Source organism: Streptomyces sp. NPDC038213 (genome assembly GCF_055600495.1).
In genome coordinates this window covers 413,313-427,914 of sequence record NZ_JBVJYM010000004.1, presented here as the reverse complement: position 1 = coordinate 427,914, position 14,602 = coordinate 413,313, and the positions used below count along the sequence as shown (strand labels likewise).

The 14,602-nt window shown below is 76.0% G+C and carries 11 protein-coding genes; 7 read left to right on the top strand and 4 right to left on the bottom strand.

Features of this window, described 5'->3' with window-relative positions:
- Positions 1 to 367: 367 nt before the first annotated feature.
- Positions 368 to 1,726, bottom strand: a complete 1,359-nt coding sequence (locus ACZ7JZ_RS09130) for a nucleotide disphospho-sugar-binding domain-containing protein (protein WP_470935102.1) — start codon at positions 1,724 to 1,726, stop codon at positions 368 to 370.
- A 224-nt stretch (positions 1,727 to 1,950) separates the two neighbouring features.
- Between ACZ7JZ_RS09130 and ACZ7JZ_RS09125 the strand changes: the two genes are divergently transcribed.
- The 5 genes from ACZ7JZ_RS09125 (at position 1,951) to ACZ7JZ_RS09105 (ending at position 8,124) form a co-directional block, all read left to right on the top strand.
- Positions 1,951 to 3,111 (top strand): DegT/DnrJ/EryC1/StrS aminotransferase family protein, encoded by a 1,161-nt coding sequence (locus ACZ7JZ_RS09125; protein WP_470935099.1) that lies wholly within the window; start codon positions 1,951 to 1,953, stop codon positions 3,109 to 3,111.
- An 84-nt stretch (positions 3,112 to 3,195) separates the two neighbouring features.
- The gene (locus ACZ7JZ_RS09120) at positions 3,196 to 3,927 is read left to right on the top strand and encodes a class I SAM-dependent methyltransferase (protein WP_470935096.1); all 732 of its coding nucleotides are present in this window, start codon (positions 3,196 to 3,198) and stop codon (positions 3,925 to 3,927) included.
- Positions 3,924 to 4,601 carry a dTDP-4-dehydrorhamnose 3,5-epimerase family protein gene (locus ACZ7JZ_RS09115; protein ID WP_470935093.1) on the top strand — a complete coding sequence of 226 codons (678 nt, stop codon included), beginning with the start codon at positions 3,924 to 3,926 and terminating at the stop codon, positions 4,599 to 4,601. Before ACZ7JZ_RS09120 ends, ACZ7JZ_RS09115 begins: the two co-directional genes overlap by 4 nt.
- A 103-nt stretch (positions 4,602 to 4,704) precedes the next feature.
- Positions 4,705 to 5,910 carry a methyltransferase domain-containing protein gene (locus ACZ7JZ_RS09110; protein WP_470935265.1) on the top strand — a complete coding sequence of 402 codons (1,206 nt, stop codon included), beginning with the start codon at positions 4,705 to 4,707 and terminating at the stop codon, positions 5,908 to 5,910.
- 99 nt (positions 5,911 to 6,009) lie between these two features.
- Positions 6,010 to 8,124 carry a glycoside hydrolase domain-containing protein gene (locus ACZ7JZ_RS09105; protein WP_470935090.1) on the top strand — a complete coding sequence of 705 codons (2,115 nt, stop codon included), beginning with the start codon at positions 6,010 to 6,012 and terminating at the stop codon, positions 8,122 to 8,124.
- A gap of 28 nt (positions 8,125 to 8,152) precedes the next feature.
- Here ACZ7JZ_RS09105 and ACZ7JZ_RS09100 read toward each other — a convergent pair whose 3' ends face one another.
- On the bottom strand, positions 8,153 to 8,770 hold the full coding sequence (locus tag ACZ7JZ_RS09100; RefSeq protein WP_470935088.1) for an ion channel: 618 nt from the start codon (positions 8,768 to 8,770) through the stop codon (positions 8,153 to 8,155).
- Between the two features lie 262 nt (positions 8,771 to 9,032).
- Here ACZ7JZ_RS09100 and ACZ7JZ_RS09095 point away from each other — a divergent pair, with 262 nt between their 5' ends.
- On the top strand, positions 9,033 to 10,193 hold the full coding sequence (locus ACZ7JZ_RS09095; protein ID WP_470935085.1) for an alpha/beta hydrolase: 1,161 nt from the start codon (positions 9,033 to 9,035) through the stop codon (positions 10,191 to 10,193).
- A gap of 7 nt (positions 10,194 to 10,200) precedes the next feature.
- On the opposite strand, the gene ACZ7JZ_RS09090 is transcribed toward ACZ7JZ_RS09095, so the two are convergent.
- On the bottom strand, positions 10,201 to 11,541 hold the full coding sequence (locus tag ACZ7JZ_RS09090; RefSeq protein ID WP_470935083.1) for a helix-turn-helix domain-containing protein: 1,341 nt from the start codon (positions 11,539 to 11,541) through the stop codon (positions 10,201 to 10,203).
- Positions 11,542 to 11,683: 142 nt separating this feature from the next.
- On the opposite strand from ACZ7JZ_RS09090, the gene ACZ7JZ_RS09085 reads away from it, so the two are divergent.
- Positions 11,684 to 13,054, top strand: a complete 1,371-nt coding sequence (locus ACZ7JZ_RS09085; protein WP_470935080.1) for a M64 family metallopeptidase — start codon at positions 11,684 to 11,686, stop codon at positions 13,052 to 13,054.
- 69 nt (positions 13,055 to 13,123) lie between these two features.
- Here the strand turns inward: ACZ7JZ_RS09085 and ACZ7JZ_RS09080 are convergent, their stop codons facing one another.
- Positions 13,124 to 14,395: a S8 family peptidase gene (locus tag ACZ7JZ_RS09080; protein WP_470935077.1), complete on the bottom strand. Its 1,272-nt coding sequence runs from the start codon at positions 14,393 to 14,395 to the stop codon at positions 13,124 to 13,126.
- Positions 14,396 to 14,602 lie beyond the last annotated feature (207 nt).

The following is a 14,602-nucleotide window of genomic DNA, read 5'->3' as shown; positions in this document are numbered from 1 at the left end:
GGGTACGGACTCCGGCCGGGGCGCGGGCCCAGCCGTCGGGCGGGCCCGGAGGAAGCGGCTGCGGGGCCGCGTACGGGCCTCCCCGCCCCGGGCGCGAGCCCCGGCCGGTACCGGGGCGGGCGGCCCGCAGGCGGCCGCAGGCGCCGGGCCACGGGCCGCGTCAGGGCCGGACGGCGGGGGCGTGGCCCGGGAGGCCGACACCGCCCGGGAGCCGGGCGGTGTCGGCCTCCCAGCGGCACAGCCGGGGGGGCACAGGTCGGGTCCGTCCGGGCCCGGACACGCCGCTGCCCCGCCGGGGGTCGGCGGGGCAGCGGGGCCGGGTGGGCCCGGGAGCGGGGCGGGACCGTACGGGCGGCCCGGCGGGCCGTCAGGCGGCCTCGGCCTGGCGGGTGTGCCCGGCGGCCAGCTTCTCCAGTTCGGGCACGATCTCGACGGGGGTCGGCTTCGCCTTCCACTCGTCGTGCAGGGCCTGCGCGCCCCGTGCGGTCTCCGGGTCGGACAGCACCTTCTGCAGCTGCGCGCGGATCTCCTCGGCGGACTGCGTCTGGTGGTTGATCCGGGCGCCCGCGCCGCGCTCCACGATGAACTGCGAGGACATCCACGAGTCCAGGTGGCGGCCGGTGATCTTGGAGGTCAGCGACTCCCCCTCGCCGCTGAAGGCCATCCGCTGCGGCTCGTCGGTGTCCAGCACCAACTGCGGGACGTTCGCGCTGTGCGCGGCCCAGAAGGTGCCGCTCGACCCGTGGTGGATGACCGCGTCGCAGGTGGGCAGGAGCTGGTTCAGGGGCAGGTAGTCGATGGTGCGGACGTTGTCCGGCAGCGGCGGCGCCCCTTCGAGCTGGTTGGCGTCGAGGGTGGCGACGACCTCTATGTCCAGGCCGGCGACCGCCTCCAGCAGCTTGGGGAGCCGCTCGTCGCCCTTGTAGTAGCCGCGGTTGGAGACGCCGAGGGTCAGGGCGACCCGCGGCCGCTTGGGCGCCTCGTACAGCCAGTCGGGCTTCTCCGCGCCCCCGTTGTACGGGACCCAGCGCACCGGTATCGCGTCCACCGAGGTGGACAGCCGCATCTCGGGCGGCAGCGGGTCGAGCGTCCGCTGTCCGAGGAGCAGGTCCTCGTCCACGGGCAGCCCGTACTGCTCGGCGACCGGCCGGAGGGCGGTGACCAGGGGGTTCTCCCCGGCCTCGGGGCCCGCCGCGGCGTACCGGTCCAGGGACCAGGCGCCGTAGTCGGGGCCGATCAGGATGCGGGCGTGGGCGGCCCCGGCGGCGCGGGCCACGATCCCGCCCACCGGGAACCAGGAGTCCCACAGCACCAGGTCGGGCTGCCAGGCGCGGGCGAAGTCCACGAGGGCCTCGATGTCCTGGCGGGGCTCGCGCGGCAGGAAGAACCGGCAGCCGAACAGGAAGAACTGGTAGAAGACGTCCCAGTGGTCGGCGTCCGCGGGCCCGATGCCGAGGACCCCGGCGAGGCGCTCCCGCTCCGCCTGGTCCGGCAGCAGGCCGTGCCGGGCCCAGTTCTGCAGGGACGGCGGGACGAACTCGCCGAGGGTGACGGCGGTGAGCCCGGCGGCCGTGATGGCGTCCGTCCCCCCGGGCGGTGCGGCGACGACGACCTCGTGGCCCGCGAACTGGAGGGCCTGGGCATACGGAATCACCGGATACAGATGGCACACGTGCGGAAATGCGGTCAGCATGACGCGCATGAACTCCCCCTTATTGCGGATCAAGGGCAACTGCCCTCCTTTTGCATTTGATCCATCGTCAATTCCTGGTCAAGACCAAGTCATCTTCCAGATTGCTCCGAATGGGAAGCGGTCGTTCGGTATTCACCCCGGTCCCGGCACCGCACGGAAAGAGATGCGCTCCGTCCGCCGGCCCACCCAGGGTGGAAGAGCAGGAGCAACTCGTTTCGTATGACATCCACTTGGTTCGGCCCGCCGGGAGGCCCGTGATGATCAATGTGTTCCAGCCCTCCCTGGGGGAACGGGAGCTGGAGGAGGTCCGCAAGGTGTTCGCCGGCAACTGGGTCGGCCGCGGCTCCCGGACGGCGGAGTTCGAGCGGGCCTTCGCGGCGCACCTGGGGGTGCCCGGCGGGCAGGTCGTGTCCACCAACTCCTGCACGGAGGCCACGTTCCTGGCGATGGACGTGCTCGGGATCGGCCCCGGCTGCGAGGTGGTGGTGCCGACCGTCAGCTTCGTCGGGGTCGGCAACGCGGTCGCCGCGCACGGGGCCCGGCCGGTCTTCTGCGATGTGGACCCGCGCACCCTCAACCCGACCGCGGACCAGGTCCGCGCCCGTCTCACCCCCGCCACCCGGGCCGTGGTCGTCCTGCACTACGGCGGCGCACCGGGGCACGTGGAGGCCATCGCCGAGCTGTGCCGCGAGCGCGGGATCGCCCTGGTGGAGGACGCCGCGAACGCCCAGGCCTCCCGGGTCGGCGACCGGGCCTGCGGCACCTTCGGGGACCTCGGCGTGTGGAGCTTCGACCACGGCAAGATCGCCGTGTCCGTGGACGGCGGGATGCTCTACGCCGCCGATCCCGAAATCGCCGAACGGGCCCGCAAGCGGGCCTACTTCGGGCTGGAACAGACCAGCGGGTACGAGGAGGCGCTGCGCCGCGACACCCGCTGGTGGGAGTTCGAGGTCTCGTCCTTCTCCCGGCGCTCGGTCACCAACGACGTGCTGGCCGCGATCGGGACCGTGCAGCTCGACCGGCTGCCGGGGTTCGTCGCCCGGCGCCGCGAGGTGGCCGCGGCGTACGACGCGCTGCTCGCGGACGTGCCGGGGCTGCTCCTGCCGCCCCCGCTGCCGGCCGGGCACGCCTCCTCGTACTACCTGTACTGGGTGCAGATGGACCCCGCGGTCCGCGACTCCGTCGCCCGGTACCTGTACGGGCAGGGCATCTACACCACCTTCCGCTACCCGCTGCTGCACCGGGTAGCGGCCTACGGGGCCGCGGGGCTGCGGCTGCCCGGGGCCGAGCGGGCGGCCGCCGCGACCCTGTGCCTGCCGCTGCACCAGTCCCTGTCGGACGAGGACGTGCACCGGGTCGCCGCCGCGCTGACGGAGGCCCTGCGCCTGCACGGCGCCGCGGCCCCGGCCGCCGCCTGACCCGGTCCCCGCCCCCGTCCCCGTACCGCCGCCGCGTCCGCATCCGCATCCGCGCACCGCCCTACCCAGAGAGCTGGCCCTCCCATGCCCTACGGCCCCGACCACGCCGAGATCTACGACCTCGTCTTCCGCAGCCGCGGCAAGGACTTCGCCGCCGAGGCGGCCGACCTGGCCCGCCTGATCCGCACCCGCCGCCCCGCCGCAGACTCCCTCCTCGACGTGGCCTGCGGGACCGGGGCCCATCTGGAGGCCTTCGGCGGGCTGTTCGCGCACACCGAGGGGCTCGAGTACTCCGAGGCCATGCGGGCGGTGGCCGCCGGGCGGCTGCCGGGGGTGCCGGTGCACGGCGGGGACATGCGGGACTTCGACCTGGGGCGCCGCTTCGACGCCGTGACCTGCCTGGGCAACTCGGTGGCCTGCGTGGGCGGTCCGGAGCAGCTCGACGCGGCCGTCGGGCGGATGGCGGCGCACCTGGTGCCGGGCGGGGTGCTGGTCGTCGAACCCTGGTGGTTCCCGGAGGACTTCATCGACGGGCACGTCGGCGGGCACGTCGCCCGCGAGGAGGGCCGGGTGGTCTCCCGGCTGACGCGCGCCACCCGGGAGGGCGACAGCACCCGGCACGAGGTGCGGTTCACGGTGGCGGACCGCACGGGCTTCCGGGAGTTCTCCGACGTGCTCATGGTCCGGCTGTTCCCGCGGGAGCGGTACGAGGAGGCCTTCGCGCGGGCCGGCTGCCCGGCCCGGTTCGTCCCCGGACTCGGCCTGGTGGACGGGCGTCCCGACGGCCCGGGGCTGTTCGTCGGGGTCCGGACGTGAGCCCGGCGGCCCGGCAGCGGCCCGCCGGGGCGGTGCGGGAGCTGTCCGTGCCGGGGGCGCTGGAGTTCACCCCGCGGATCTTCCGGGACGGGCGGGGCACCACCTCGGCGCCCCTCGGCCCCGGGGAGTTCGGGGCCGGGCACGGCGCACCGCGGTTCGAGGTGGCGCAGACGGTGGTCAGCACCTCCCGGCGGGGGGCGCTGCGCGGGGTGCACTTCACGACCGGGCCGCGGGGGTGCGCCAAGTACGTGCAGTGCGTGCGGGGTGCGGTGCTCGACTTCATCGTGGACCTGCGGGCGGGTTCGGCCTCCTTCGGCCGGGTGGACTCCGTCCTGCTCGACGCGCGCGGGCTGCGGTCCGTCCACCTGCCGCCGGGGCTCGGGCACGCGTTCCTCGCCCTGGAGGACGACAGCACCGTCACGTACCTGCTCTCGGCCCCCTACCGGGCCGGGAGCGAGGGGGCCGTGTCCCCGCTGGACCCGCAGCTGGCGCTGCCGCTGCCGGGCGGGATCGAGCCCGTCCTCTCGGACCGGGACCGGGCCGCCCCCTCCCTCGCCGAAGCCCTCGCCGCGGGGCTGCTGCCCCTGCCGGCCCCCGCCCCGGCCCCGCCGCGCCCCGGGGCGCGGACCACGGGCACCGACCACGAGCGCGAACCACGCGAAAGAGGCGACTGACGTGACCCAGACCACGGAACACCGCGTACGGACCCCGGCTCCCGGCGCGTCCCCGTCCGCCGCCGGCCCCGCACCCGGGCACCGGCCCGCCCCGCGCTGCCGGATCTGCGCGGGCGCGGTGCAGGAGTGCGTCGACTTCGGGCGCCAGCCCGTCTCCCAGGCGTACGTCAGACCGGGCTCGGGGGCGGCGGAGCACTTCTTCCGGCTGGCCGTGGGGATCTGCGGGGACTGCGCGATGGTGCAGCAGACCGAGGAGGTCCCGCGGGAGCGGATGTTCCACGCGGACTACCCGTACCGGGCCTCGGGTTCGGCTCTGATGAGGCGTCATTTCGAGGAGACGGCACGGGGGTTCCTGTCCACCGAGCTGGCCGGGGTGCCCGATCCGTTCGTGGTGGAGATCGGCAGCAACGACGGGGTGCTGCTGCGCACGGTCAAGGAGGCTGGGGTGCGGCACCTGGGGGTGGACCCGGCGCGCGGGGCGGCGGAGCTCGCCGCCGCGGCGGGGGTGCGGGTGCGGGTGGACTACTTCGAGGAGCGCTCGGCCGCCGCGATCCGCGCCGCGGACGGCCCGGCGGACCTGGTCTTCTCGGCGAACGCCTTCAGCCACATCGCCCCGATCCGCTCGGTGCTCGCCGGGGTGGATGCCCTGCTCTCCCCGACCGGGGTGTTCGTCTTCGAGGACCGGTACCTCGGCGACATCCTGGCGCACACGTACTTCGACCAGGTCTACGACGAGCACTTCTACCTGTTCTCGGCCCACTCGGTACGGGCCATGGCGGCCGGCGCCGGGCTCGAACTGGTCGACGTGCTCCCGCTGCCGGTGCACGGCGGGGCGGTGCGGTACACGGTCGCCCGCCCCGGGGTCCGCCGCCCGAGCCCCGCGCTCGCCGCACTCCTGCGCCGGGAGCGGGAGTCGGGGCTGTGCACCCCGGAGCCGCTGCTGCGGTTCGCCGCCGCGGCCGAGCGCACCCGCGCCGACCTGCTCGGGCTGCTGCGCGGGCTGCGGGCGCAGGGCCGGACGGTGGCGGCGTACGGGGCCACGGCCAAGAGCGCGACGGTGACGAACTACTGCGGGATCGGACCGGACCTGGTGGCGTACGTGTGCGACGCGACGCCCGGGAAGCAGGGGCTGCTCACCCCCGGCACGCACATCCCGGTGCGGCCGCCCGAGGCCTTCGCGGACCCGTACCCGGACTACGCGGTGCTGTTCGCCTGGAACCACGCGGAGGAGATCATGGCCAAGGAGCGGGAGTTCCGGGAGCGCGGCGGCCGCTGGATCCTGTACGTGCCGGAGGTGCACGTGGTCTGAGGGGGCGCCGGCCCGCTCCGGTAAGCCAAACGGATTAACTGCATCCGGAGGGTGGGAGCCACTCCGTCCGGTAACCCGGAATGATGATCACGAACTGCCATGGTCGAACGTACGGACCGGCGCACGGTCCGCCGCTGCGACGACCATGGGAGAACGATGGCCTTCCCCAAGAAGCCCGGGAGCCGGATCCGCAGACTGTCCGCCGCCATCGGCGCGGGCGTCCTCGCGGCCCCGGCGGCCGCGGGCGTGGCCCTGGCCGACGACCCGCCGGGGACCCGGCAGGTGGAGTACCGGGACGTGACGGTGTCCGTACCGCGGGACTGGCAGGTGGTACGCCTGGAGGAGTCCCCGCACGCGTGCGTCCGCCTCGACGCGCCGGCCCTCTACCTCGGGCACGCCGGCGACCAGTCGGACTGCGCGGCCGGGGCCGTCGCGCGCGACCGCGCGGACGTCCTGCACCTGGAACCCGACGAAGGGGCCCCGGAGCGGGCGGACATCCCCACGGTCACCGTGGCCCCCGGGGCGGGCCTCCCCGCGCTGCTGCCCGCCTCCCCCAGCCGCGAGCTCCGCTTCGTGCTGGAGGGGCGGGGGCTGGTGGCCACCGTCGGCTACGCGGCCTCCCCCGAGGGCCCGGTGGGCATGGTCCGGGCCCTCCTCGCGCAGTTCCCCGGCGAGGCTGCGGGCACCCGGCGGGCCACCCGCCCGGCCGCCCCGCTCGCCCCCGTGGTCCCGTCCGCCTTCCGCGGCAAGGCCTTCGACGCCTGCACCGCGCCCTCGACGGGCCAGATGAACGCCTGGCGGTCCTCCTCCCCGTACGCCGGGATCGGCATCTACATCGGCGGCCCGGCGAGGGCCTGCGCGCAGCCCCGGCTCACCCCGGACTGGGTGCGCACCCAGTCCGCGGCGGGCTGGCACCTGATGCCGATCTGGGTCGGCCCGCAGCCCTGGACCGGGGGCAACCCGCTGTCCACCAGCGCCTCGGGCGCCGCCGCGCAGGGGCGCACGGCCGCCGCCGGGGCCGTCTCGGCGGCCCGGGCCCTCGGCCTGGGCGAGGGGACCGTCCTCTACAACGACGTGGAGAACTACTCGGACCGCGCCAAGTGGGACGGCCCGGTGCTCGCGTACCTCGACGCCTGGACCCGCGGGGTGCGGGCGCAGGGCTACCGCTCGGGCGCGTACGTGGCCAAGTCCTCCGGGGTGCAGGCGCTCAGCGTCCGCTACGCGCGCGGCACGTACGCCATGCCCGACGTGCTGTGGACGGCGAACTGGAACGGCTCCTCCGACGTGGGCGACCTGTCGATGGGCCTGCCGGCGGGCGGCGGCCAGTGGCCCGGTGCGCGCCGCGCCCACCAGTACAAGGGCAACGTCGCCGAGACCTACGGCGGGGTGCGCATCACGATCGACCGGAACTACCTGCACGTGGGCGCGCCGGAGGTCGACGACAGCTTCGGCGGCCGGGTGCCGGGCACGATGGCCTCGGCCGACTTCAACGGGGACGGGACCGACGACATCGCCGCGGTCCACCGCGACGGCTCGCTGCACGCGTACCTGACCGCCGTCGACGGCGGGCTCGCGTACGGCCGCAAGCTGTGGCCGGACACCACCTGGAAGAACGTCCGCCACGTCGTGGGCGGCGACTTCACCGGGACCGGCACCCCGCAGCTGGCGGCCGTGTGGGCGGACGGCTCCCTGCACCTGTACGAGGGCGGCGCCACCGGGATGCTCCGCCGGGTCAAGTCCCTGTGGCCGGACCGGACCTGGCGCAGCGTCCGCAAGGTCGCGGCCTGGCGGGGCGCGGACGGCGGGCGGGACGGGCTGGTGGCGGTCTGGCACGACGGCAGCCTGCGCCGCTACGACACCCGGGCCGGCGGCGCGCTGACGGGGACCTCCGTCCGGCTGTGGCGCGACGGCAGCTGGGCGGGGGTGCGGCACCTCGCGACCGGGCGGTTCACCGGCTCGGGGCACACGGACGTCGCCGCGGTCTGGGGCGACGGCCGGCTGCGCCTGTACCCGGGTACCGCGCAGGGCGGGCTCGGCGCCTCGCGGCGGATGTGGCCCGATGCGACCTGGCGGACCATGCGGACGGTGGTCCCCGGGGACTTCACCGGCGACGGCACCACGGACCTGATGGGCTACTGGGCCAGCCGGCAGCTCCGGCTGTACGCGGCCCCGGGCGACGGCACGCTCAGGCCGGGGACGGACGCGACCCCCTGAGCCGGGCGGGCGGGGGCGGCTCGGGTCGTCAGGGCCGGGGGGCCGGGCCCGCCCCGCCCCCGTCCGGGCCGGGGGATGCGCCGCCGCCCGGGCCGGGGGAGGCGCCGCCCCCGCCGGCGGCGGCCACGCCGCGGCGCGCCGCGGCGACGACGGCCTTCAGCACCACGGACACGAAGACGAGGTCGGCCAGGATCTGGAAGCTCACCAGGACCCGGGCGAGCTCCGCGACCGGCGCGATGTCGCCGTAGCCGACGGTGCCGAGGGTGACCACGGAGAAGTAGAGGGCGTCGGTGGGTCCCAGCGGCTCGGTGAAGCTCGCGGGGTCGTCCGCGGACAGCGAGGCGTAGGTGCCGGCGAACACGGTGACCAACAGGGGCAGTGCCAGGGCCAGGGCCTCTGCGGCCCGCAGCCCGGGCATCCGGGCCCGCACGATGGCGTTCAGCTGCCAGGCCAGCATGAGGACGAAGCCGAGGATCCCGATGACGAGCCGGAGCACGGCGCCCGCGTCCCCGGGGGCGCCGTCCAGCGGGGCGGCGTAGTACAGCCAGACCACGGCCACCGAGGTCAGGGTGCAGCGGACGGCGGCGCGGGCCACGGCCCGGCGGCGCTGGGCGGGCCCCAGTGTGCTCCACAGCGGTGTGCTCACCGCGCCACCCCTCCCGGGCCGCTGCGGCCCGTGTCCACCGCCCGCCGCGGGCGTCCGGTACGTCCGTTGTATCCGGAGGAAGGATCACCCACCGCGGGCCCGTTCCCGGGGAGGCCGGGCCGTGCGGCTGCGGACGGGAGGGCGGGCACCGGGCAGCGGTGTGCACCGGGCGGGCCGGGGCGGGTGCACCACCCCTAGGCAGATTGGTCCAGACCAACTAGGGTGAGCCGCCGTCACGTTGGCCGCCGCCCCGGAGTGCATGATGATCACGCGTCGAACGATCCTGACCCTGGCGGGTGCCGGCGCCACGGCGCTCACCCTCCAGGCCGCCCCCGCCCGCGCCGCGGCGCGCACCGCGGACCCCGCCCGGCCCCCGGTCGACCTGCCCGCCCCGGCCGCCCGCCGCCCGGTCGGCACCACCACCCTGCACCTGGTGGACCGGGCCCGGACCGATCCGCTGGCCCCGGACCGGCGCCCCCGCGAGCTGATGGTGCAGCTGTGGTACCCCGCCCTCACCGGGGCCCGGCGCCCCCGGGCCCCGTACTCCCCGCCCGCCGCGGCGCGGGCCCTGGAGTCCGGGCTGCCGCTGCACCCCGGCACCCTGGCCGCCGTGCGCCCGTACGCCCGGACCGGGGCTCCCCCGGTGCCCGGCCCGCTGCCGCTGCTCCTGCTCGGCCACGGTCGCAAGGGCGGCCGCAGCCACACCACGGCCCTCGCCGAGGACCTGGCCGCGCACGGCTACCTGGTCGCGGGGGTCGACCACACCTACGACGCGGCGGTGGTGGAGTTCCCCGGCGGCCGCGAGGTGCACAGCGCGCTCCCGGACGAACCCGCCGACTGGGAGGCCCAGGAGCGCCTGGAGATCGCCGCCCGGGTGGGCGATCTGCGCTTCCTCGCCGGGGCGCTGACCGCCCGGCGGACCGGGCCGCGGGCCGACCCGGGGCGGATCGGGGTGCTCGGGCACTCGATGGGCGGGGCCGCGGCGGCGGAGGCACTGCGGGTGGACGGGCGCTTCCGCGCCGGACTGGGCCTGGACGGGGGCCTCTTCGGCTCCCCCGTGCCCGATGTCGGGCTCGACCGGCCGTACCTGCTGCTCACGGCGCTCGAGGACCACGACACCTGGCGGCGCTGGCGGGAGCACCAGCGGGGCTGGGCCCGGCAGCTGCGGATCACCGGCGCGGGCCACCTCACCTTCACGGACCTGCCGCACTTCGCACGGCCCGGCGGGCTGGCGCAGGCCTGGCCGGCCGAGCTCTACACGGAGCTGCTGGGCACGCTGGCGCCCGAGCGCTCCACCCACCTGGTGCGCACGTACGCCCGGGCCTTCTTCGACCGGCACCTGCGCGGCCGGCCCGCGCCGCTGCTCGACAGCCCCTCGCCGCGCCACCCCGAGGTCGAGTTCCGCTGGGCGCGCGGCAACTGACTTTGCATCAGGGACCGGGCAGGGGCGGGGCGGCGGGGGCGGGGCCGAGGGTGGTGGTGCCCGGGGCCGCCCGGTGGCCCAGGCCCGTGCGGTAGACGTCGAGCGCCGCCTCGGTCCGGCCGGCGCGGCGCAGCAGGTCGCCGAGCAGCCGGCAGAGGTCGGCCAGGTCGCCGCCCGCCCCGCTGCGTTCGAGCAGGGACAGGGCGCGCACGTAGTGCTCCTCGGCGGCGTCGGGGTCCCCGCGGTCCTCGGCGATGAGACCGAGGAGGCGGTGGGCCCCGGCGGCGTGGACGGCGCCGTGGCGGTCGTCGAGTTCGAGGAGGGCAGACAGCAGGTCCACGGCCTCCGCGTGGCGGCCCAGGCGGCGCAGTACGTCGGCGAGCTCCACCTCCACCTGGGCCGTGAACAGGGCCGCCCGCTTGGCGGTCAGCATCGTGCGGGCGGTGCGCAACTCAGCCTCGGCGGAGGCCAGTTCGCCGTTCTGCGCGTGGACGTAGCCGCGCATCCAGTGGCAGTGGGCCAGGTCGGTGTGCATGCTGAGCTGCCGGTAGATCCGCTGGGCCTGGGCGAGTGAGGCGTCGGCGTCGGCGGTGCGGCCCCCGGCGAGCAGGGTGCGGGCGACCTGCCGGTGCATTCCCGCGACGAGGGCGGGGTCGGCCACCTGCGGGGCGAGGGAGAGGGCCAGTTCGGCGGAGCGGGCCGCGCGGGCGTGCGCGCCCATGTCCATGTACGGGCCGATGACCGCGGCGTGCAGCAGGACCAGGGCGTCGGGGTCGGCCAGTCCGCCGCTGCCGAGCTCGTCGATCGCGGACTCCAGCAGGTAGCAGGCGTAGCGGAGTTCGCCCGCGAGGAGGTGGGCGACGGCCCGGCCGCGGACGGCGCGGGCCCGCCGGGGGGCGGGCTCGTCGGCCAGGAGCTCCTCCGCCGCCTCGAAGTGGCGGCGGGCGGCGTCGAGTTCCCCGGCTTCCAGGGCGCAGTCGCCGAGTCCGAGCAGGGCCTCGGCCCGCTCCGGGGCCAGGGCGTGGTGCTCGGCGTCGGTGAGGATGCGGCGGTAGTCGACGGCGGCCTCGTCGGCGGCGCCGGTGGCCAGCCGGCGCTGGGCGTCGGTCAGCGCGAGGCGCAGCTCGGTGGCCAGGCGGGCGGGTCGGCCGGTGGCCAGTTCCTCGAAGGTGCTCCCGAGGCGCTCGGCGAGGTAGCGCAGGGCGGTCTCGGAGGGGCGGACCCGGCCCGACTCCAGGGTGGAGACGTAGGCGGGCGTGTAGGCGGGTCCGGCGAGCTGACGCTGTGTCATGCCCAGCCCGGTGCGCAGCCGTTGCACGCGTCGCCCGATATCTGCCGGTTCGTCCATGACACCCCTCCGCGGTTCGTCCCCGCCCCCAGTATTCAGGGGCCCCGGGGCGTTGCGCACGCCCCGTGCGCACCCCTAGGTTAAGCAACTCGTTCATCGTACTTACTTATTCGCTTAACTCACTTGTCGGGGAGAGGTCTTCATGCGTCCAGCACTGCGCAGAGCCGTGGCGGCGGCCGGTGCCGCCACCGCGGCCGCCGTCCTCCTGGCCGCCGGTCCGGGTACCGCGGCCGCCGGTCCGCACGCGCCCGGGGCCGGTACTCCCGCCGCCGGGGCCGGGGTGGAGGTCGAGATACCCGGGCCGGAGGCCGGTTCCGCAGCGGGCTCCGGGCACCTGCGCGTCCCCCCGCGGGGCAAGGCCCGGCCCGTGTCCCGGCTGTCGGCCGCGGGCGCCGCCGCGGACGGGGAGGTGGGCCGCCTCTTCGGCGACGGCACCACCGCCGACCGGCTCGACATCGTGGTGGTCGGGGACGGCTACACCGCCGGGGAGCTGGACCGCTTCCACGCCGACGCCCGCCGCAAGTGGGCCGAACTGACCGCCGTGGAGCCCTACACGACGTACCGGAACCTCTTCAACGTCTGGACGGTCGACGCGGTCTCGAACCAGTCCGGGGTCTCCGGCGACCCCGGCGCGGGCACGGTCCGCGACACCGCGCTCGGCTCGTACTTCTGGTGCGAGGGCATCGAGCGGCTCCTGTGCATCGACCAGGAGAAGGTGGACCGGTACGTGGCGAAGGCACCCGAGGCGGACCTCGTGGTGGTCCTGTCGAACAGCACCAAGTACGGCGGAGCCGGGTACAACGAGCCCAGCGCCACCCTCGGCTACGAGGGCATCTCCACCGCCTCCTCGGGCAACGAGAAGTCCGGAGAGGTCGCGATCCACGAGACCGGGCACTCCCTCGGCAAGCTCGCCGACGAGTACTTCTACCCCGGCTACCCGGGCTACGAGCAGTACACGGGCGCCGAGCCCGCCGACGCCAACATCTCCACCCTCACGGCCGCCGACCTGGCCGCGCGCAAGGCCAAATGGCACCGCTGGCTGGGCGAGCCCTCCCCCGACGGCGGCACGGTCGGCGCCTTCGAGGGCGGCGGCTACTACGTCAGGGGGCTCTACCGGCCCACCGACAACTCCCTCATGCGGGTCCTCGGCAAGCCCTTCAACCTGCCGGGCGTGGAGGCGATGATCGCCGGGTTCCACCGGCACGCGGAACCGGTCACGGCCCGCACCCCCGCCGGGCGGACCCTGCGCTCCGGCCAGTCGGCGAAGATCGCGGTGCCGCGGCTCACCGGGGCAGACGGCCGGCAGTTCGCGATCCGCTGGTACCTCGACGGCAAGGAGCTGCGGGCCTTCCGCGGCCGTACGAAGGTCCCGGTGGACTCCCTCGGCGGGCTGCTGGCCGACCGGCGCACGCACAAGCTGTCGGTGACCGTCACCGACGCCACCCCGGCCGTCCGCGATCCGCGGATCGCAGCGGAGCTGCGGTCCGCGCTGAAGTGGAAGGTCCGCCGCTGACGGCGGGCCGCTCCCGCAGGGGCCCGCGGCGGGCCGCCCCCTCCCGGGGCGCCCCGCCGCGGGCGTTCCTCAGGGCAGGTACAGGGTGTAGAGCAGCCGGTCGGGCACGGTCGGGACCGGGTTCAGCACCCCGGTGGTCGCGTGCGTCACCAGCGCCCCCTTGACCTGGGCGGGGGTGGAGCCGGGGAAGCGGGACAGGTGCAGGGCGGCGGCGCCCGCGGCGTGCGCGGTGGCCATCGAGGTGCCGCTGAGGGTGGCGGTCGCGGTGTCCCCGGCGGCCCAGGCCGAGGGGATGCCCACCCCGGGCGCGAACAGGGTCACGCACTGGCCGTAGTTCGAGGAGGGGGCCCGCCGGTCGGTGCGGTCGCTGGACGCGACGCTGATGGTCTCGGGCACCCGGGCGGGCGAGGTGGAGCAGGCCCCGGTGGCACTGCCGCCGCTGCCCGCGGAGACCGTGTACGTGATGCCCGCGCGTATGGAGTTGCGCACCGCGGTGTCGAGGGCGCTGCTGAGGGAGCCGCCGAGGCTCATGTTGGCGACGGCCGGGCGGACGGCGTTGGCCGTCACCCAGTCGACCCCAGCGACGACCCCGGAGGTGCTCGCGGAGCCCTGGCAGTTGAGCACCCGTACGGCCACGAGGCGGGCCTCCTTCGCCACGCCGTACGTCTTGCCGGCGGCGATCCCGCCGACGTGCGTGCCGTGGCCGTGGCAGTCGTTGCCGTTCTGTCCGTCGCCGACCGTGTCGATGCCGACGGAGGCGCGGCCGGTGAACTCGGCGTGGGTGGTGCGCAGTCCGGTGTCGATGACGTACACCCGCACGTCCGGGGCGGTGGACAGGTAGGAGTACGTGGTGGACAGCGGCAGCCTGCGCTGGTCGATCCGGTCCAGCCCCCAGGGGGCGCCGGTCTGGGTGCCGGGTGCGGCGGCCGCGCCGAGCCGGACCACGGTGTCCTGCCGGACCTCCGCCACCCGCGGGTCGGCCGCGAGCCGGGCCGCCTGGGCGGGGCTCATCCGGGCCGAGAACCCGTAGAGGGCGGCGCGGTAGGCGTGCCCGAGGCGGGCCCCGCCCGCCCGGTCCAGCAGTTCGTGCGCCACGGCCGCGGCGGCGGGGCGGGCGGCGGAGCGCCCGGCCGGCTCCTTCAGCAGGACGATCCAGCCGTCCGGCACGGCGCGCTCGCCGGGCGCCGCCGGGTACAGCTTCGCGGCGGCGGGGGCGGCTGGGGCGGCCGCGGGGGCCGGTGCTGCGGCGGTGGCCGCTCCGGTCTGGAGCGCTGCGGCGAGCAGGGCCGCCGGGAGCAGCAGGGCGGTGAGCCGCCGACGCGGGGTGCGTGACTCTCTCATGTGCGGGGCACCTTGACCTTTCGTCGACCGAGTGTGGGGTCTGGTCGTGCGCGGTGGTGCGGTGCGTGCGGTGCGGTGCTGGCCGGGCCGCCGGGTGCGGGGCCGGGCGCAGGCCAGCGTGCCGGGAAGGGGGGGGGGGGAAAAAAAGGGGCCGACCCCAAAACGGACAGGGGGCAGCCCCCCCCCAGGCCAAGGAGGAAGAAGGAG

Excerpts from the sequence above, each read along its gene's own strand:
- ACZ7JZ_RS09125 (WP_470935099.1), top strand. The coding sequence starts at position 1,951 with ATGATCAATGTGTTCCAGCCCTCCCTGGGGGAACGGGAGCTGGAGGAG.
- ACZ7JZ_RS09120 (WP_470935096.1), top strand. The coding sequence starts at position 3,196 with ATGCCCTACGGCCCCGACCACGCCGAGATCTACGACCTCGTCTTCCGC.
- ACZ7JZ_RS09105 (WP_470935090.1), top strand. The coding sequence starts at position 6,010 with ATGGTCGAACGTACGGACCGGCGCACGGTCCGCCGCTGCGACGACCAT.
- ACZ7JZ_RS09095 (WP_470935085.1), top strand. The coding sequence starts at position 9,033 with ATGATCACGCGTCGAACGATCCTGACCCTGGCGGGTGCCGGCGCCACG.
- ACZ7JZ_RS09090 (WP_470935083.1), bottom strand. The coding sequence starts at position 11,541 with ATGGACGAACCGGCAGATATCGGGCGACGCGTGCAACGGCTGCGCACC.
- ACZ7JZ_RS09085 (WP_470935080.1), top strand. The coding sequence starts at position 11,684 with ATGCGTCCAGCACTGCGCAGAGCCGTGGCGGCGGCCGGTGCCGCCACC.
- ACZ7JZ_RS09080 (WP_470935077.1), bottom strand. The coding sequence starts at position 14,395 with ATGAGAGAGTCACGCACCCCGCGTCGGCGGCTCACCGCCCTGCTGCTC.